This is a genomic window from Micromonospora sp. NBC_00421 (assembly GCF_036017915.1).
Taxonomy (GTDB): domain Bacteria; phylum Actinomycetota; class Actinomycetes; order Mycobacteriales; family Micromonosporaceae; genus Micromonospora.
The window spans coordinates 2,431,980-2,449,757 of record NZ_CP107929.1; the positions used below are offsets into that span (position 1 = coordinate 2,431,980).

Consider the following 17,778-nt stretch of genomic DNA (forward strand, 5'->3'; position numbering starts at 1 on the left):
CGGTCAACCCGGTCAGGGCACGACCCTGGCCGGTGACGTGCCTACTGCCTCGACGCCCGGAGAGCATCAACGCGGACGATGACCCGATACCTGTGACGCTGCCTACGTAGCCGGACGAAGCACCTGGTGCCTGGTGGCTATGCCGGTGGTGGTGGAGTGAGCCAGGCGAGGGGTTCTCCGGTGAGGGCAGCGTCGGCGAGGCGGTGGGCGCTGGCGGTCTTCAGTGCCGCGCGTGAGCTGTCGATCCAGCGTTGGACGTTGTCGATCCCCTGGTGGCGGTACTCGACTGCTTGGACGAGGCATTCCAGCTTGTCAGCGTCGCGGGCGACGATGGCCTCTGGTGTCTCGCCCGCTTCGTACTCGCCGACGGCGGCGTTGATGAGGTCGGCGACGGCCGGTGGGCAGGCGGCGACCTGGTCGGCGGTGACTGTGGTGTTGGGTGCGGCAGTGAGGTAGCGCTTGGCGATGTGCGGGATGTCGGTGATCCGGGTTTCCTGGGTGTCGTGTAGGACGCACAGCATCGACACCCGGGCGGGGTCGGCACCTTCCATGGCGGCGAGCATCATCCCGATGAGCGCGGTCCGGAACGAGTGTTCGGCGATGGATTCGGGGTGCTTGACGCCGGCGAACCACCAGCCGGTGCGGGCGGCGCGTTTGAGTACGCCGGCTTCGAAGATGAAACTCATGGCTCCGGCGGCGTCGTGGTCGTCGTTCATCTGCCCGTCCCTGTGCCGGTGACTCCGTCTGCTCGCAGGCTGTAGACGATAGAGGCTCGTTCCTGCCGGGATCGAGCGAGCCGAAGCCGGTCGGCGACCGATCAACGCCCGATTTCGGGTGATGTGCATGGATAGCGTGGACGGAACACCCGGAGCTTGCAGGCGAGGGGGTGCCCGGCACGCGACGCGTCGGGGTACCGTCCGACGAGGTGGCGGCCAGTTGAGGTTGCCTGGCCTCGTGAGCTTGGAGCGGCGCTATGGCCTCGTCCGTCGATCCGCGCTTCGGTGTAGCTCTGGGTGAGTTTCGGGAGCGGCGTGGTTTGTCGCTTCGCTCCCTGGGGCAGCTTGCTCATCGGAGTAAGAGCCATCTGCACGAGTTGGAGGCGGGGCTCAAGGCTCCGACGGTCGACACGGCACGTCACCTGGACCGGGTTCTCGAAGCGGGGGGCGTGCTTGCTCGGTTGGTGGATGCGCCGATCGACCACGCAGCCGAGGCCGGCGAGCTGCGGGCGCGGGTCGCCGCCAGTGATGTCAGCGCGGATGCGCTCGATCGGATCGAGCAGGGTGTTGACGATCTGGCCAGCTCCTATCCGACGATGGCCCCGGCGGATCTTCTGCCGTTGGTACGGCGACACCTTGCCTATGTGGGGCGGTTGTTGGACGGGCGGGTGACGCTTGCTCAACAGCGGCGGTTGTTGGTTGCCGGTGGCTGGCTGGCGGTGCTGCGGGCGACCGTTCACATCGACCTGCGACAGCGAACGGCTGCGGGTGCGCACTTGCGAGCCGCTCGTGATCTTGCTGAACATGCTGAGCATGGCGAGATCCAGGCATGGTGTCTCGAAACCCGGGCCTGGGACGTGTTGACCCAAGGTGACTACCGGACGGCGCTCGATCTTTCCCGTCAAGCGCAGCGGGTCGCTCCGAAGGGGAGTTCTGCCCGCATTCAGGCGACTGCTCAGGAGGCTCGTGCATGGGCGCGGATTGGGGATGTCGCTGCGACCCGGCGAGCGTTGGACCGGGTGGAGCGGCTGACGGCGAATCTGCCCGTTCCTGAGCGCGCCGAGCACCACTATCGCTACGACCCGGCCAAGGCCGCCGCGTACACGGCCACGACGTTGGCGTGGGCCGGTGACCCCGGTGCCGAGCAGGTAGCGCGGGCGGTGTTGGCCGATCTGGACCCGCACGGCGATGGCGGAGCGCGGCCCCGCCGGTCCGCGTCGGCCCGTCTCGACCTTGGTCTCGCCCTGGTCGCCGCCGGCCAGCCGGACGAGGCGGTTGCTCTGGGGGCGCAAGCGGTGACGTCCGGGCGGGTGGTGCCATCGAACTGGTGGCGGGCTGCGGAACTGCTGGCCAAGGTGGAGCAGTCGGGGGCCCCAGAGGCCGTGACATTCCGTGACGCGTGCATGGAGTACGCACCTGGGCTGCAGTCACCAGCGGACACCACACTCGGTTAGCGGACGTTCACCCTCTGGATCGGCGCCGTGCCTGGCGTGACGCTGGACGTCACTGAAGCCGGGCGCGGAACGAGGTACATCAGCAGGTGGCCCTCCGTGCCGTGGGCGCGGAGGGCTGGTCACATGACGGTGAATATTGGACTCCTACGGCGAGTTGTCAGCCGGCACTTTGCGTCGTCGCCGTCCGCTGTTCCCGGCGTCGGAGAACGCATCCATCCATTGGAGCGGGAGGCCGCCCGACGACGGTTGTTGGACCTGGCGCGAGGCGTACCACAGCTCCCGACGTCGGGCGGGATTGCCTTGTCGTCGAAGCGGCGCGTGTCGTACGACGAGTATCTGTCGGCCACCGCACTGACCTTCGCGCACCGGCATCGGCCTATGTGGTGTTGGCGGCGATGGCGGCGCGTCTGTCGGTGCGGAGCCGACTTGCCCTGCCATGTCCGGCACCGGCTCCCGATCGAGCGCGGCCACTGGTCCGGGAACGGTGAGCAGTGGTGACCAGCCACGGTCCGGTGCTGCCGATCTGGAGTTGCGGCGGATGCGACCGCCCCTGGCCGTGTCCGACCCGGCGGCAGGAACTGCGCGCGGAGTACGCCGACGCGCCGGTGTCACTGGCCCTCCACCTCGGGGCCTACTTCGTCCAGGCGGCCGAGGACATGCCCTGGGCACCGGCCGGCCCCCTGCACCGCCGCTTCATCGGCTGGATCAGGCAGCCGGGAAAAGCACAGCAGCGACGTGCAGCGCCCGTGCCAGCCGAACCCGACCAGTAGGAGCGCCACCGGGCCGAATGACCTCGGACGGCACCCAATCCGACCGGCCTGCCGAGAGTTCACACACGGAATCGACCCCACGTAGGAGCAGCCCCATGCAGCACGAGTCTGTCGTAACCCCCTGGTTCCATCACTACACCCCAGCAGACAGTCCTACTGCCGGGGCCGGAGAGCGAGGGCGCTCGTGATTTCCAGTGTGCTGTCGATCGTGTTCGGGGGGTTGGTGCCGGGCTTCCTGCTCGGGTTGCTCGCGTTCCGGGTCAAGTCCCGGTGGTGCCCCCGCTGCGGCGGGTCCACCCACACCATGTCGGTGCCGGGGCACGACCGGTGACCGGCCCCGGCCGGCAGCGCGCCGGCACCGAGCCGCCGATCGGACGGCGGATGGCCGAGTTACGGGCCCGCCGGGGCATGAGCCAACAGGTCTTCGCCGACCGGATCGGCAAGTCGAAGAGCTGGGTCGACAAGGTCGAACGGGGTGTGCGTACCCTCGATCGGCTCTCCGTCATCGAGACGGTGGCCGGGGCGCTGGGCGTCGCGCCGCAACTCCTGCTCGGCGGTCGGACCCCGCCGGCACCGGTCACCGACGTCGGTGCCGCCGTGGAACGGGTCCGGGCCGCCCTGGCCCGGCACGACGCTCCGGCATCCGCCCCGGTCGGGGCGGCGGTGCGGCAGCTCGACGACCAGGCGGGCTACGCGTGGACGGCGTACCGCAACGGGCAGCACCCCCAGGTGTTGCGGATGCTGCCCGACCTGCTCGTCGACAGCCGCTACGCCTGCCACGTCAGCCTGGTGGACCCGCCCGTGCTCGAACTGCTGGTGCGGGTCTACCGGCTCACCGCCCAGACACTGGTCAAGCTCGGCGACGCGCACCTGGCCTGGCTGGCCGCCGACCGGGCGATGATGGCCGCCACCCGTGGTGATCCGATGCGGATCGGGCTCGCGGCGGTGTCCCTCGCGCAGGTGCTCCGCGCGCTGCGGCGGGGCCGGCTGGCCACGACCGCCGCGCTCACCGCCGTACGCCAACTCGACCCGGCGGTGACGCACGGCCACCCGCCGGCGTCGGCCCTGACCGGGACGCTGCTCATCGAGGCCGCCCTCGCCGCCGCCGGTCACGGCGACGCCGCCACCGCCCACGACCTGACCGAACGCGCCGCCCACCTCGCCGCCGACCACGAACGGCACGACCAGGACGGCGTCGCTTTCGGCCCCACCAGCGTCGACCTCGCCCGTGCCCTGACCGCGACCCGCCTCGGCGACCACCATCGGGCCGTCGCCCTGCACCGCCGGGCCACCGACCAGGAGGGTTGGCGGCGGCTCCCCGCCGAACACCGCGCCGCCCACCTCATCGACATCACCCGGGCCCACCTCGACCTCGGTGACCACGACGCCGCCGGACGGGCCCTGCTCGCCGCCGACCACATTGCCCCGGCCGAGACCCGCACCCGCCCTGCCGCCCGGGCCGCCCTGACCGCCGTGCTCCGCGCCGGCCCCACCCCGGCCGACGTCGCCCGCCTCGCCGCCACCATCGGGTTGACCCGCCCCTGACCTGTGCACCTGGTGGCCGGTCGACCGTTGAGCGACGTCCAGGAAGCGCACCTGGTCATCAGCCGCCAACCGCCGACGAACTCGGACCGGTCAACGGCTACCGCGCCCATCGCCAGCCCTGAGCCCCAGCAGTCGTGCGGCTACCGGACCTCCCGACCCGGTGGATCTCCTTGGGGACAGCACAATGACGACATGAATCTTGCTACGGTCCGTGCAGATGTCGTCGTGATCGACGATCTGTTGCGGGACATCGCCGAGCGCCCGGTCGACCTCAGCGATCCGAACTGGATGGCCGAGATCCGGCAAGCGCAGCCGCCGGTGGACGAAGCCGGGGTGGCGGCCGAGGCGTCTGCCGCGCTCGATGCGCTGTTGGATGCGTACGAGACCGGCGGAGCGCCGGCCCGTGCGGAGGTGCGCGACATCTTTCGGGCTCACCCGTCCTTCCGCTGGGCCGCCCACCTACCGGTGGCGTGGGATTCGGTCGGAGAGTTCCGCCGACGACTCGTCCATGTCTCCGCGATGGATCAAGCCGCCGATCCGCGCGACGAGCTGATGACGATCTGGGCGCTGTGCAACCGAGCCCGCGAGCGTGGCATCGACGTCGAACCGGTGCTCCGCGAGGTGGCGAACCTGTCATCCGACGCGGATCTCTACGGGTTCGGCTCGATGCAGACGCTGATCATGCGAGGGCTGGAGGTACACGACCTCGGCTAGAAATTCAGCAATCCTGAACTTCCGCAAGGTGCCCCGACCAGGATTCGAACCTGGGCTCTCCGGTTTCGTAGACCGGCGCGCTGTCCGCTGCGCCACCGGGGCTCACGACCGACGCCCGGGGGCGTCGGCCGGTCTAACCCTTCACACAGATCACCTGCTTGAGGTGGGCCACCACCTCGACCAGGTCGTCCTGCTGCGCCATCACCTCGGTGATGTCCTTGTACGCGCCGGGGATCTCGTCGACCACCCCGGCGTCCTTGCGGCACTCCACCCCGGCGGTCTGCTGCGCCAGGTCGGCGGTGCTGAACGTCCGCTTCGCCTTCGTCCGCGACATCCGCCGCCCCGCGCCATGCGAGGCCGAGCAGTACGCGTCCTGGTTCCCCCGCCCCCGCACGATGTACGAACCGGTGCCCATCGACCCCGGGATGATCCCCAGGTCCCCCCGACCGGCCCGGATCGCCCCCTTGCGGGTCACCAGCACGTCCACCCCGTCATAGCTCTCCTCCGCCACGTAGTTGTGGTGGCAGGAGATCGGCTCCCCGTAGCTGACCTGCGGGAACGCGTCCCGGACCACGCCGCAGAGCAGGGCCAGCATGACCGCCCGGTTGCGCCGCGCGTACTCCTGCGCCCACCACAGGTCCCGACGGTAGGCGTCCATCTCCGGGGTGCCGGCGAGGAACACCGCCAGGTCCCGGTCGGGCAGGTCGGCGTTGTGCGGCAGGGCGCGGGCCACCCCGATGTGCCGCTCCGCCAACTCCTTGCCGATGTTGCGGGAACCGGAGTGCAGCATCAGCCAGACCTGCCCGGCGTCCGGGCCGTCCTGCTCGACGCAGACCTCGATGAAGTGGTTGCCGCCGCCGAGGGTGCCCAGCTGGTGCCGGGCCCGGCTCTCCAGCTGCGCCACCTTCCGGTCCAGGGTCGAGAACCGGCCCCAGAAGTCGTCCCAGCCGCGCTGCTCCAGGCCCCGGACCCGCCGCGGGTCGACCGGGTCGTCCCGCTTGGCGAAGCCGACAGGCACGACCGCCTCGATCGCGGTACGCAGTGGTGCGAGGTTGTCGGGCAGGTCGGCGGCGGTGAGCGAGGTCCGGACCGCGCTCATCCCGCAGCCGATGTCCACCCCGACGGCGGCCGGCGAGACGGCCTGCCGCATCGCGATCACCGAGCCGACGGTGGCGCCCTTGCCGTAGTGCACGTCGGGCATCACGGCGACGCCCTGCACCCAGGGCAGCGCACCGATGTTGCGCAGCTGCTGGGCGGCCTGCGGCTCGATGCCGTACGGGTCGGTCCAGACCCGTACCGGGGCCTTCGTGCCCGGCAGCGGGGTGAATGCCATCGTGTTCTCCTCGTTCGTGGGAGCAGGGGTGACAGGATTCGCACCTGCGACCGTCGGGTTTGGAATCCGGTGCGCTACCCGTTGAGCTACACCCCTCGGCGGGTGTCGGGGTCGAAAAAGCCGCCCGGTCCCCTGGTGGGGTGGGCGGCTGCGCAGTCGCGCTGGCGCTATCCGCGCCGCCACCCCGATCGCCACCGACAACCCCGGGCTCGTTCGCCGGCTGGCAACAGCACACCGCCGCGCGGCTGGGACCGCGTGGTCTCGGTGCTGAGGTACGGCGACACGGTGTGCTCCCTGGTTGGTCGGTGTGGCGTTGACATCGAACCTAGGCGGACACCCGCAGCGCCGCAAACGGATATCCACGTTCGCTCCGGTGACGTTCCGGTTATCGAGGCCCGCATATCACGGAGAGCATGTCGAGCCAGGCGCTGCCGACGAGGGCGACCGGGTAGCGGGCCTCCCTGACCTGCCCGTCGGCGGTCTCGACGGAGAACCGCACCGGCAGCGGCTCCGCTGCGAACGGCTCCCCGCACTGGAACAGCACCACCACGCCGATCCAGCCGGTGCCACCGGGCCGGATCAGCCTCGTCCGGCCGAGATCGTGGACGAGCACGGTGGGGCTCTCCGCCCGGACCGACCGTACCGGCCCCGGCCACCACCCGGTACGGTCCAGGACCATGGCACTGATGCGTTGCGACTTCGACTCCGAGGCACTGGGGCTCAGCACCTCGATGACGGTGATCCTGCCGCAACGCGACCCGTCCCGGGTGGAGCTGCCCACGGGGACGGCCGACGCGGACCCGCCTGTGCTCTACCTGCTGCACGGCCTCAGCGACGACGACACCGCCTGGGTGCGCCAGACCTCGATCGAGCGCTACGTGTCATCGCTGGGCCTGGCCGTGGTGATGCCGCAGGTCGGGCGCAGCTTCTATTCCGACGAGAAGCACGGCAACCGGTACTGGACCTTCCTCACCGAGGAGCTGCCCCGGGTCTGCCGGTCGTTCTTCCGGCTCTCCGACCGCCGGGAGGACACCTTCGTGGCCGGGCTGTCGATGGGCGGCTACGGCGCGGTGAAGTGGGCGCTACGGCAGCCGGAGCGGTTCGCCGCCGCAGCAAGCCTGTCGGGGGCGCTCAACGTCGCCCACCGCCGGCACCATCCGGACCGGCCGCTCGATCCGGACGTCTGGCACACCATCTGGGGGGACGCCCCGGTGGCCGGCCCCGACGACGACACCGTCGCGCTGGTGGGTCGGGTCGGGCCCGACACTCCCCCGCTCTACGTCGCCTGCGGCACCGAGGACTTCCTGTACGACGACAACGTGCGTTTCGTCGAGGCCGCCCGGGAGCGCGGCGTGCCGGTGACAGTGGAGTTCTCCCCCGGCGACCACGACTGGCCGTACTGGGACGCGACGATCCGGGACGTGCTGGCCTGGCTGCCGCTGCGCACCCGGCCGCCGGCCGGCTGAGCGGCGGACACCTGCCGTGCCGTCAGCGGGGCGGCAGGGACGAGCGGGCCACCGGGAAGTCGAACCAGGTGTCCGGGTAGGGCTCGTCGGCGTACCGGTAGTGCCACCACTCCCGGTCGTAGTTGACGAAACCGCAGTCGGTCATCAGGCGCTTGAGCAGTTGCCTGTTGGTCCGGGCGGTGCCGGTGATCCGGGCGTCGGCGGTGTGCGCCAGCGGGTCGAAACAGTCGAAGCCGGTGCCCATGTCGATTGCCCCGTCGGCGAACCGCCTGTCGGCCGGATCGGTGCAGGCCACCAGCGGCTGTCCCGGGGCGTACGAGGAGCGGGGCGGGGCCGGGCGGGGCTCCAGGGTCAGGTCGAGGGTGCTGCCCCGGCTGTGCGCGGTGGGTGCACCGAGGTAGCCGTCGGCGAAGAGCCTCGACTTGGCCACCCGGGGATAGAACTCGGCCTTCATCTGCTGCCCGGCCGCGCCCTTCGCCCACCGGACGAACTCGTCGGCGGCGCGCTGCGGGCGGTAGCAGTCGTAGACCCGCAGGCTCAACCCCCGGGCGCGGGCGGCGTCCTGCACCCGGCGTAGCGCCTCGGCGGCGGTACGGGTGAGCAGGCACAACGGCTCGTCGTAGCCGTCCACCGGGCGGCCGACGAAGTTGTGCGGGCCGGCGTACCGGATGTCGACGACGATGCTCGGGTCCACCTCGGACAGCAGCACCACGTCGGCCGGGGCACGGGGTCCGGTCGGGGTGGGCGTGGCGGCGTCCGCCAGCGGCGCGGGCTGCGGTGGCCGGTCACAGCCCGCCGCCGCGAGCACCACCGCGACGAGCAGCAACCGGACCAGCACCCACCGGCGGCGGTGCGCGCCGGGCCTCACCGCCGTCGGCGGATGTCGTGGGGTCGGTGGCGAAGGGCGAGCAGCAGCCCGGCGAGTCCGGCCACGACGGCGGCCAGGGAGACCGCGACCAGCGGACGTGACCAGGGGTGACCGGCCGGGTCGAGCCGGCTCGGACCACCGGCGGCGGCCAGCGGGGGCGGGGTGGCGGTGGCAGTGGCGGTCCCGGACGGGCCAGCGGTCAGCTCGCCCGGGTTGACCAGTCGGCCCACCGCCGCGCCCCGGGGCACCCCGAAGCCCCAGTCGAGCAGGGCCGCGCCCTGTTCCCAGCCCCGCTTGTCGACGACCTCCGCACCGAGCAGGGTGACCACCAGCCGCCGTCCGCCACGCTCGGCGGCCCCGACGTAGGTGTGCCGGGCCAGGTCGGTGAAACCGGTCTTCCCGCCCAGCGCCCCCGGGTAGCGGTAGAGCAGCTGGTTGTCGTTCTGGATCGGGAAGGCCTTCTCGCCGAGCGCCGGCTGGGCGGGGATCGTCGCCTCCCGGGTGGTGTCGTAGCGGCGGAAGGTGGCGTCGGCGAAGCAGGCGCGGGCGATCAGTGCCAGGTCGTACGCGCTGGTGAACTGGCCCGGCCCGTCCAGCCCGGACGGGGTCACCGCGTGGGTCTGCAACGCGCCGAGCTGCCGGGCGTGTGCGTTCATCGCCCGCAACCCGCCGGGCAGCCCGTCCGGGCCACCGCCGAGGCGGGCCAGCGCGTTCGCCGCCTCGTTGCCGGACTTGAGCAGCAGGCCCAGCCAGAGGGTCTCGATCCGGTACCGGCCACCCTCGGCGAAACCCACGGCGGAGCTGCCGGGCTCGATGTCGAGGTCGCCGTCGGTGAGGGTGACCACCTGCTGGGGGTCGAGTTTCGGCAGCACGGTGGCGGCGAGCAGTAGCTTCTGCACGCTGGCCGGGGTGGCGTACTCGTGTGGTCCGCAGCCGCCGAGCACGTCGCCGCTGTCCAGGTCGGCGACCACCCAGGAGGCGGCCGGCACGGCGGGCGGTGCGGGCGTCCCGGCGGGGCGTACCAGCGCCTCGGTGGCCAGGGCCGGACCGCCGACCGCACGGGCGGTGGGATCCGCGCGCGGCGGCACCGGCCGGGGTGGCCGGGACGCCGCCGGCACGGCCGCGCACGGCCCGGTGATCACCGCACCGGGAGCGGCCACCGCACCGGGAGCGGCCACGGCACCGGGAGCGGCCACCGCACCGGCGGGCGCGCCGACCGGCGACAGCAGGAGGGCAGCGATGACAGCGGCGGTACGTCCCCGAACTCTCACGCTGACGAACGTAGTGATCCCGGGCCGGCCGCTCGGGCGATCCGGCGAATCACGCCCGGCCGCCCCCTGCGGGCCGGTAGGGTGCCGCCCCTGGCCCGGTCCACGCCGACCCACCACGCCGATGGTCGGTACGTGACCGCGTAGACGGTCGATACGTGACCGCCGGCCCACGTGACAGTGGCGGAAGGTGTCGACGACGGTCCACGCGGGTAGCGGAGAGGTAGGCACCGGTGAAGGAGGAGACCATGACCGACCCCCGTTACGCCCCGCTCGGCCTCGCGGCCAGTGGTGGCCTCGTCGACCTCGATGAGATCGACACCCGTCCCGTGGTGGGGGCGGACGACGCCCGCGCCGACGCCGCCCGGGCCGGCGCGGACGTGGACCTGTCCGAGGCGGACCGGGACGGTGACGGCGTGCCGGTCGGTGCGGCCGACGCGGACGCCGACCGGGCCCGGGCCGCAGACGAGGAGAGCTGACCGTCCGGGCGGGGCGCTCGACCGCCCCGCCCGGACCGGCTCGGCGGCCTGCCGGATGTGATCCCGGCCGGCAGGCCGATGCTCCGCCGGCTCAGTGGCCCCGGATGGCGCGGTGGATCTGCACCGGGAGGGCCGGGGCGCCGTCGACCGGCGCCGGGTCCTCGGCGGTGGGTGCGATACCACCGGCGGCGATCCGGTCCAGGGTGGCCAGCCCGGCCGCGTCGATGCTGCCGAACACGGTGTAGTTGGGCCGCAGCGCCGAATCCGACTGGACCAGGAAGAACTGACTGCCGTTGGTGTCCGGCCCGGCGTTGGCCATGGCCAGGGTGCCCCGGGCGTAGAGCCGGCGGACCCCGGTGGGGTCGGTCGGCGCGGGCGGCAGGTCGGTGGGTAGTTCGTCGCGGTAGCGGTAGCCCGGCCCGCCCTCACCGGACCCGGACGGGTCGCCGCACTGGAGCACCTTCAACGTCGGGTAGGCGGTCAGCCGGTGGCAGGGCGTCCAGTCGTAGAACCGGTGCCGGGCCAGGTGCAGGAAGCTCTGCACGGTGCACGGGGCCTGCTCCCGGTCCAGGGTCAGCCCGATCGGCCCCTGGTTGGTGCGCAGGGTGACCCGGACCGTGCCGTGGTCCGGCGTCCGTCGCGGGTCCGGCGGTAGCGGGACCGGCCGGGCCGCCGGCTCGTCGGGCGTGGAGGTGTACGCGCACGGCCCCTTCGTGGTCCGGGCGGCGCTCGGCCCGTCGGCCGGCGCGGCGACGGCCGCGGTGCCACCGACGACGACCAGCGCGGCCGAGGCCAGCGCCGCCCCGACGAGGCGGGCCAGCCGGCCGTGGGCACGCGACCCGGCGGCGAACGGTCGGGGTTCACTCGACACTGTGGTCCTCCTGGACTCGTGGTACCGGAGAGACGGGTGGTACCGGAACGACCGGAGTCTATGGAGGGCGGACCCGGTTGTCGACGCCGGCCGATCCCGGGCGAGGCGGCACCGGCGCGGGGCGACGGTCAGTCCCAGGCGACGCGTCGCCGGACCCGACGGCGGGCGCGACGTCGGCGGCCGACGGCGAGCAGGACGGCCAGCAACCCGACCAGTCCCGCAGCCCCGCCTACCACCGCCCCACCGAGCCGGTCCGGTGCGCCCACCGCCCGCCCGGCGGGAGTCGACGCGGCGGCCACCGGGGCGGACGCCGACGGTGCCGCGCTGGGGGTGGTCACCTCACCGGGGTCGACCAGCCGGCCCACCGAGGCGTCCCGGGGCAGTCCGAAGCCCCAGTCGAGCAGCCGCGCCCCCTGCTCCCAGCCGCGCACCGGGCGGGCCTCCGCACCGAGCAGGGTCACCACCAGCCGCCGGCCGTCGCGTTCGGCGGCACCGACGTAGGTGTGCCGGGCCAGCTCGGTGAAACCGGTCTTGCCGCCCAGCGCCCCGGGGTAACGGTAGATCAACTGGTTCTCGTTCTGGATCTGGAAGCCGGGCTTGCGCAGCGTCGGTTGGGCCGGGATCTGGGTCCGCTCGGTCAGCGCGTACCGGCGGAAGGTGGGGTCGGCGAAACAGACCCGGGCGATCAACGCCAGGTCGTACGCGCTGGTGAACTGGCCCGGCCCGTCCAGCCCGGACGGGGTCACCGCGTGGGTCTGCCACGCGCCGAGCCGACGGGCCTCGGCGTTCATCTCGCGTACCCCGGCCGATGCGTTACCCGCGCCGAGGCGGGCCAGCAGGTTGGCCGCGTCGTTGCCGGACTGGAGCAGCAGGCCGAGCCAGACGGTCTCGACCGGGTAGCGACCCCCGTCGAGCAGGCCGACCGCGGAGCTGCCCGGCTCGATGTCCAGATCCGGGCGGGTCACCGTGACCACCTGCTTCGGGTTCAGCTTCGGCAGCATGGTGGCGGCCAGCAGCAGCTTCTGCACGCTGGCCGGGGTGCCGTACTCGTGCGGGCCGCAGCCGCCGAGGACCGCCCCGGTGTCCAGGTCGGCGACCAGCCAGGAGGTCGCGGTGACCGGCGGCGGCGCGGGTGCGCCGGTCGGCACGGTCAGTCCGGGGGTGGCCAGCGCCTCCCCACCCACCACCTGCTGCGCGGGCACCGCCGGGGGCGGCACGGGGCGGGGTGGTCGGGTCACCTTCGGTGCCGGCAGCTTCGGGCACGGCACGACGGCTGCGCGGGCCGTCCCGGCGCGGGTGGGGACGCCCGCGCGGGCCGGGACGGGCGTCGCCCCCGCAGTGAGGAGTACGGCCGCGACAGCGGCGGCCAGGACCCGGGGTCTCATGGTGAGGCACCCTACCGATGCGGTACGCCGGATCCGCAGCCGCCGCGTCACCGGTCAGCACCGACGCGATCGACCCGTCGAGCACCCATCCATGCACCCTGAGTCCCCAGGTCGTGACGCAGGGATGATGAAATCGGTCTTTCCGCATCGACCACGGGACCGCTCCCAACCCCTCCGACCTGCTAATTTATCGGATTCACACGCAGCGTCACCAGTGGCTCACCGAACTTCTTGAACGATCTCCGCGCGGTCCCCGTATCCATCGCCGCAAGGACGGATCGGGGCGGTCGCCAGTGCCACGAACCTCCTTGACCCCAGCCACCGTCGGGACCCCGGACGCGACGATCGTCCACGGCCCGCCGGAGATCAGAGGAGAGGTACATGGCCAGGCCAATGCGGAAGAATTCCGTCCTCAAGCTCGGCGGAGTGGGCGCCCTGGCGGTGCTGCTCCTGGGTGGCGGTCTGCAGCTCGCCTCCGCTGCCGAGAACACCGGCAGCACCGCCGCGCAGACCGTGAACTGCCCCACCGTGCGGGACAAGTTGCCGGCGGTTCCGGCCGCGGCGGCCGCCGGGGTGGAGCGGGAACTGGCCAACCTGGACGAGGAGATCGCCCGGCAGAACGAGCGGCTGGCCAAGCAGGCGGCCAACCCGCAGGGCGGCGCGAACTTCATCAACAACGCCATCCTCGGCCCGCTGAAGAGCAAGCGCGTCGCGGTGCTCGACCGCATCGAGATCAACTTCAACCGGGTCGGCGCGCAGCGCCCCGACCTGGACAGCCTGGCCACCTGCGGGCTGAACGCCCCGGGCGTCGCCAGCGCGCTGAACAGCTCCGTCAAGGCCGGCAACGCCGGTAACGCCGGCACGGGCGCGAACACCACGGGCGGCGCGCAGACGGTGAACTGCCCGACGCCGCAGATCCCCGCCGTACCGGCCCAGGCCGCCGCGAACGTCCAGGCCGAACTGGCCAACCTGGACAAGCAGATCAGCGAGGCCAACGCCCGCCTCGCCCAACAGGCCGCCAGCCCCCAGGGCGGCGCCAACTTCATCAACAACGCCATCCTCGGCCCACTGAAGGACAAGCGCCAGGCCGCCCTCGACCGCATCGAGATCGCCTTCAACCGCGTCGGCGCACAACGCCCCGACCTCGACAACTTCGCCACCTGCGGCCTCAACGGCGCGGGTGCCGGAAACGCGGGCGCGGGCAACGCCGGTGCCGGCAATGCGGGCGCCGGAAACGCTGGCGCGGGCAACGCGGGTGCCGGAAACGCCGGTGCGGGTGCCGCCCGGACGGTGAACTGCCCGACGCCGCAGATCCCCGCCGTGCCCGCCCAGGCCGCCGCGAACGTCCAGGCCGAACTGGCCAACCTCGACAAGCAGATCAACGAGGCCAACGCCCGCCTCGCCCAACAGGCCGCCAACCCCCAGGGCGGCGCCAACTTCATCAACAACGCCATCCTCGGCCCCCTCAAGGACAAGCGCCAGGCCGCCCTCGACCGCATCGAGATCGCCTTCAACCGCGTCGGCGCACAACGCCCCAACCTCGACAACTTCGCCACCTGCGGCCTGAACTGACCCCCTCGCCCACGGACGGCCCGGCGGATGATCCGCCGGGCCGTCCGGCTTTCCGGCCCGCCCGGTGCCCCTCGGTGGGCCGTCGGCTCAGTGACCCTCGGTGGGCCCGGTCTCGGCCAGGTAGTCGTACAGCGCGGCGGAGGCCCGCAGCCGGCGCAGGCTGCGGCGGTGCAGGTCCTGCTCCCGCCGGGCCAGCTCCGCCCGGACCCGGTCCGGCCGGCCGGTGCTGCGCAGTTCGGCGAGGACCGCGGTGATGATGTCGAACGGGTAGCCGCCCCGGCGCAGCAGCGCCACGACCTGCGCCGCCCGCCACTCGGCCACGTCGTACACCCGGTAGCCGGTGCCGCGTTGCCGGTGCGGGCGGAGCAGGCCACGTTGCTCCCACAGGCGCAGCTGCGAGGTGCGCACGCCGACCTGGGCGGCCACCACACCGATCCGGGCGTCCCGGCGGGGCACGGCCGCCGCAGGGCTGGCCAGCACCGTGGTGAAGGCGCCCAGCACCCGGGCGATCTCGGCCCGTTCACGGTCCAGCTCGGCATGCCCGGCGTCGAGCGCGGCGAGCGCCGTCGGCAGCTCACCCCGGTGCACGGCGGCCAGCACCTCCCGGGTACGCGACCAACCGTGCCCCTCGGCCATCAGGCGGGCCACCGCGAGGGCCCGGACGTGCCGCCCGGTGAACATCCGGTAGCCGCTCGGGGTGCGGTCGGCCGGTGGCAGCACCCCGTCGGCCAGATAGTTGCGCACCTGCTGGGTGGAGATCCCCGCGCTGGCCGCGACGTCGATCATCCGCCACCGCCGCTCCCCCACCCGCTCAGCTTACCGGTTGTCATGTGGTTTGAGACTTTCCGCCCAGCTCTCTCCCCACCAGCGCGGCGGCTGCCGGCAGAAGTCTCAACAGGATCATGAATGAGAAAATCGAAGGTATGGAGCAATCAGCGAAGTCCGCCGACCACCACGACGTGATCGAGGTACGGGGAGCCCGGGAGAACAACCTGACCGGGGTGTCCGTCGACATACCCAAGCGGCGGCTCACCGTCTTCACCGGGGTCTCCGGTTCGGGGAAGTCGTCCCTGGTGTTCGGCACCGTCGCCGCCGAGTCCCGCCGTCTGATCAACGAGACGTACAGTGCCTTCCTCCAGTCGTTCATGCCGAACCTGTCCCGGCCCGACGTCGACTCACTGCGGAACCTGACCCCGGCGATCGTGGTCGACCAGGAACGGATGGGGGCGAACTCCCGCTCCACAGTGGGCACCGCGACCGACGCGTACGCGATGCTGCGGATCCTGTTCAGCCGGCTCGGCGAGCCGCACGTCGGCGGGGCCGGGGCGTTCAGCTTCAACCTCGCCGAGGGCATGTGCCCGACCTGTGAGGGGCTGGGCCGGGTCTCCGACCTGGACGTGTCGGCGATGGTGGACGTGGAGCGCTCGCTCAACGACGGGGCGATCCTGGTGCCGAACTTCGCCGTGGACTCCTGGTACTGGCAGACCATCGTCGGGTCCGGCCTGTTCGACCCGGACGTCAAGCTCCAGGACTTCACCGCACAGCAGTGGGCGGACTTCCTGCACAAGCCGGCCACGAAGATCAAGGTGGGTGCCAACAACTGGACGTACGAGGGCCTGATGGTGAAGGTCCGCCGGCTCTACCTGACCAAGGACCGGGAGTCGATGCAGGCGCACATCCGCGCCTTCGTGGACCGGGCGGTCACCTTCACGACCTGCGCCGCCTGCGGCGGGGCCCGCCTCAACGAGGCGGCGTTGTCCTCGCGGATCGCCGGGCGCAGCATCGCGGAGTGCGCGGCCCTGCAGATCAGCGACCTGGCGCAGTTCGTCGGCGGGATCGACGCCCCGTCGGTGGCGCCGCTGGTGGCCGACCTGCGCGAGACCCTGGACTCGCTTGTGGAGATCGGGTTGGGCTATCTCAGCCTGGACCGGGAGTCCGGCACCCTCTCCGGCGGCGAGGCGCAGCGGGTCAAGATGGTCCGTCACCTCGGGTCCAGCCTCTCCGACGTGACGTACGTCTTCGACGAGCCGACGGTGGGGCTGCACCCGCACGACATCGCCCGGATGAACGACCTGCTGCTGCGCCTGCGCGACAAGGGCAACACGGTGCTGGTCGTGGAGCACAAACCGGAGACCGTCGCGATCGCCGACCACGTGGTCGACCTCGGCCCGGGTGCCGGGTCGGCCGGCGGCCGGATCTGCTACACCGGAGACGTGGCCGGGCTGCGCCGCTCCGACACGCTCACCGGTCGGCACCTCGACCACCGGGTCACCCTGCGGACAGCCGTCCGCCGGCCCACCGGTCACCTGTCGATCCGCGGTGCCGACCTGCACAACCTGCGCGACGTCGACGTCGACCTGCCGCTGGGGGTGCTGACCGTGGTCACCGGGGTGGCGGGCTCGGGCAAGAGTTCGCTAATCCACGGCTCGCTGCCCCGTCGGGACGGGGTCGTGGTGGTCGACCAGGCCGCCATCCGGGGCTCCCGGCGCAGCAACCCGGCGACCTGGACCGGCCTGCTCGACCCGATCCGTACCGCGTTCGCCCGCGCCAACGGGGTGAAGGCGGCGCTGTTCAGCGCCAACTCCGAGGGCGCCTGCCCGACCTGCAAGGGGATCGGGCTGGTCTACACCGACCTGGCGACGATGGCCGCCGTCGCCACCGTCTGCGAGGCGTGCGAGGGGCGGCGCTACACCCCCGAGGTGCTGAGGTACACGCTGCGCGGCCGGAACATCAGCGAGGTGCTCGGCATGTCGGTCACCGAAGCCCGGGACTTCTTCCCGTCCGGGCCGCCCCGGGTGGTGCTGGACCGGCTGGCCGAGGTCGGTCTCGGCTACCTGACCCTGGGGCAGCCACTCACCACGCTCTCCGGCGGGGAACGCCAACGGCTCAAACTCGCCGTACACATGGCCGAGAAGGCCGCCACCTACGTGCTGGACGAGCCGACCACCGGCCTGCACCTGGCCGACGTGGACCAACTGCTGGCGCTGCTGGACCGGCTGGTCGACGCGGGCAACACGGTGGTCGTCATCGAGCACCACCAGGCGGTGATGGCGCACGCGGACTGGATCGTCGACCTGGGCCCCGGCGCCGGGCACGACGGTGGCCGGGTCGTCTTCACCGGCACCCCCGCCGACCTGGTCGCGCACGCCGACACAGTGACCGCCCGCCACCTGCGCGAGTACGTCGCACCCCGGTAACCGACAGGTCGCGCAGCTCGGCCCGGCATGGCGGCGGCGTCGGTCGTCATCGCCCCGGCCGGCAGGCGGGACCGGTCGCGCGGGACCGGCAGGCGGGACCGGTCGCGCGGGACCGGCAGGCGGGACCGGTCGCGCGGGAC

Annotated in this window: 17 protein-coding genes and 1 tRNA gene; 9 read left to right on the plus strand and 9 right to left on the minus strand. The window is 72.3% G+C overall.

What is annotated here, in order from left to right:
• Positions 1-137 precede the first annotated feature (137 nt).
• On the minus strand, positions 138-716 hold the full coding sequence (locus tag OHQ87_RS10515; protein ID WP_328347335.1) for an HD domain-containing protein: 579 nt from the start codon (positions 714-716) through the stop codon (positions 138-140).
• A 257-nt stretch (positions 717-973) separates the two neighbouring features.
• Between OHQ87_RS10515 and OHQ87_RS10520 the strand changes: the two genes are divergently transcribed.
• The 5 genes from OHQ87_RS10520 to OHQ87_RS10540 all read left to right on the plus strand — a co-directional run bounded on the left by OHQ87_RS10520 (position 974) and on the right by OHQ87_RS10540 (position 5,199).
• Positions 974-2,170 (plus strand): helix-turn-helix transcriptional regulator, encoded by a 1,197-nt coding sequence (locus tag OHQ87_RS10520; protein ID WP_328347337.1) that lies wholly within the window; start codon positions 974-976, stop codon positions 2,168-2,170.
• A gap of 494 nt (positions 2,171-2,664) precedes the next feature.
• Positions 2,665-2,940 (plus strand): hypothetical protein, encoded by a 276-nt coding sequence (locus tag OHQ87_RS10525; RefSeq protein ID WP_328347339.1) that lies wholly within the window; start codon positions 2,665-2,667, stop codon positions 2,938-2,940.
• 184 nt (positions 2,941-3,124) lie between these two features.
• Positions 3,125-3,271 carry a hypothetical protein gene (locus tag OHQ87_RS10530; protein WP_328347341.1) on the plus strand — a complete coding sequence of 49 codons (147 nt, stop codon included), beginning with the start codon at positions 3,125-3,127 and terminating at the stop codon, positions 3,269-3,271.
• Complete coding sequence (locus OHQ87_RS10535; protein WP_328347343.1) at positions 3,268-4,485, plus strand: helix-turn-helix domain-containing protein; 1,218 nt, start codon at positions 3,268-3,270, stop codon at positions 4,483-4,485. Before OHQ87_RS10530 ends, OHQ87_RS10535 begins: the two co-directional genes overlap by 4 nt.
• 192 nt (positions 4,486-4,677) lie before the next feature.
• Complete coding sequence (locus OHQ87_RS10540; RefSeq protein ID WP_328347345.1) at positions 4,678-5,199, plus strand: hypothetical protein; 522 nt, start codon at positions 4,678-4,680, stop codon at positions 5,197-5,199.
• Between the two features lie 29 nt (positions 5,200-5,228).
• Here OHQ87_RS10540 and OHQ87_RS10545 read toward each other — a convergent pair.
• From OHQ87_RS10545 to OHQ87_RS10555, 3 genes are all read right to left on the minus strand, one after another.
• A tRNA-Arg gene (locus OHQ87_RS10545) sits at positions 5,229-5,301 on the minus strand.
• Between the two features lie 31 nt (positions 5,302-5,332).
• Positions 5,333-6,532: an RtcB family protein gene (locus tag OHQ87_RS10550; RefSeq protein ID WP_328347347.1), complete on the minus strand. Its 1,200-nt coding sequence runs from the start codon at positions 6,530-6,532 to the stop codon at positions 5,333-5,335.
• 385 nt (positions 6,533-6,917) lie between these two features.
• Entirely contained in the window at positions 6,918-7,211 is a 294-nt protein-coding gene (locus tag OHQ87_RS10555; protein WP_328347349.1) for a hypothetical protein, read from the minus strand.
• Here OHQ87_RS10555 and OHQ87_RS10560 point away from each other — a divergent pair.
• Positions 7,210-7,998, plus strand: coding sequence for an alpha/beta hydrolase (locus OHQ87_RS10560; RefSeq protein ID WP_328347351.1), 789 nt, complete (start codon positions 7,210-7,212; stop codon positions 7,996-7,998). The two genes, OHQ87_RS10555 and OHQ87_RS10560, sit on opposite strands and share 2 nt — an antisense overlap.
• A gap of 22 nt (positions 7,999-8,020) precedes the next feature.
• Here OHQ87_RS10560 and OHQ87_RS10565 read toward each other — a convergent pair whose 3' ends face one another.
• On the minus strand, positions 8,021-8,866 hold the full coding sequence (locus OHQ87_RS10565; RefSeq protein ID WP_328347353.1) for a M15 family metallopeptidase: 846 nt from the start codon (positions 8,864-8,866) through the stop codon (positions 8,021-8,023).
• Complete coding sequence (locus tag OHQ87_RS10570; RefSeq protein ID WP_328347355.1) at positions 8,863-10,137, minus strand: D-alanyl-D-alanine carboxypeptidase family protein; 1,275 nt, start codon at positions 10,135-10,137, stop codon at positions 8,863-8,865. The genes OHQ87_RS10565 and OHQ87_RS10570 overlap by 4 nt, the downstream gene beginning before the upstream one ends.
• A gap of 245 nt (positions 10,138-10,382) precedes the next feature.
• Between OHQ87_RS10570 and OHQ87_RS10575 the strand changes: the two genes are divergently transcribed.
• Positions 10,383-10,613 (plus strand): hypothetical protein, encoded by a 231-nt coding sequence (locus OHQ87_RS10575; protein ID WP_328347357.1) that lies wholly within the window; start codon positions 10,383-10,385, stop codon positions 10,611-10,613.
• Between the two features lie 91 nt (positions 10,614-10,704).
• Here the strand turns inward: OHQ87_RS10575 and OHQ87_RS10580 are convergent, their stop codons facing one another.
• Positions 10,705-11,484, minus strand: coding sequence for a peptidylprolyl isomerase (locus tag OHQ87_RS10580; protein ID WP_442930742.1), 780 nt, complete (start codon positions 11,482-11,484; stop codon positions 10,705-10,707).
• A gap of 128 nt (positions 11,485-11,612) precedes the next feature.
• Positions 11,613-12,869, minus strand: a complete 1,257-nt coding sequence (locus OHQ87_RS10585; RefSeq protein ID WP_328347359.1) for a D-alanyl-D-alanine carboxypeptidase family protein — start codon at positions 12,867-12,869, stop codon at positions 11,613-11,615.
• Between the two features lie 381 nt (positions 12,870-13,250).
• Here OHQ87_RS10585 and OHQ87_RS10590 point away from each other — a divergent pair, with 381 nt between their 5' ends.
• On the plus strand, positions 13,251-14,441 hold the full coding sequence (locus tag OHQ87_RS10590) for a hypothetical protein (RefSeq protein WP_328347361.1): 1,191 nt from the start codon (positions 13,251-13,253) through the stop codon (positions 14,439-14,441).
• Positions 14,442-14,528: 87 nt separating this feature from the next.
• On the opposite strand, the gene OHQ87_RS10595 is transcribed toward OHQ87_RS10590, so the two are convergent.
• Positions 14,529-15,248, minus strand: a complete 720-nt coding sequence (locus OHQ87_RS10595) for a MerR family transcriptional regulator (RefSeq protein ID WP_328347363.1) — start codon at positions 15,246-15,248, stop codon at positions 14,529-14,531.
• A 116-nt stretch (positions 15,249-15,364) separates the two neighbouring features.
• Here OHQ87_RS10595 and OHQ87_RS10600 point away from each other — a divergent pair, with 116 nt between their 5' ends.
• The gene (locus OHQ87_RS10600) at positions 15,365-17,638 is read left to right on the plus strand and encodes an excinuclease ABC subunit UvrA (protein ID WP_328347365.1); all 2,274 of its coding nucleotides are present in this window, start codon (positions 15,365-15,367) and stop codon (positions 17,636-17,638) included.
• The last annotated feature ends 140 nt before the right edge of the window (positions 17,639-17,778 follow it).

Coding starts and splice junctions, on each gene's coding strand:
- OHQ87_RS10515 (WP_328347335.1), bottom strand. CDS start 716: ATGAACGACGACCACGACGCCGCCGGAGCCATGAGTTTCATCTTCGAA.
- OHQ87_RS10555 (WP_328347349.1), bottom strand. CDS start 7,211: ATGGTCCTGGACCGTACCGGGTGGTGGCCGGGGCCGGTACGGTCGGTC.
- OHQ87_RS10560 (WP_328347351.1), top strand. CDS start 7,210: ATGGCACTGATGCGTTGCGACTTCGACTCCGAGGCACTGGGGCTCAGC.
- OHQ87_RS10520 (WP_328347337.1), top strand. CDS start 974: ATGGCCTCGTCCGTCGATCCGCGCTTCGGTGTAGCTCTGGGTGAGTTT.
- OHQ87_RS10550 (WP_328347347.1), bottom strand. CDS start 6,532: ATGGCATTCACCCCGCTGCCGGGCACGAAGGCCCCGGTACGGGTCTGG.
- OHQ87_RS10540 (WP_328347345.1), top strand. CDS start 4,678: ATGAATCTTGCTACGGTCCGTGCAGATGTCGTCGTGATCGACGATCTG.
- OHQ87_RS10590 (WP_328347361.1), top strand. CDS start 13,251: ATGGCCAGGCCAATGCGGAAGAATTCCGTCCTCAAGCTCGGCGGAGTG.
- OHQ87_RS10575 (WP_328347357.1), top strand. CDS start 10,383: ATGACCGACCCCCGTTACGCCCCGCTCGGCCTCGCGGCCAGTGGTGGC.
- OHQ87_RS10600 (WP_328347365.1), top strand. CDS start 15,365: ATGGAGCAATCAGCGAAGTCCGCCGACCACCACGACGTGATCGAGGTA.
- OHQ87_RS10585 (WP_328347359.1), bottom strand. CDS start 12,869: ATGAGACCCCGGGTCCTGGCCGCCGCTGTCGCGGCCGTACTCCTCACT.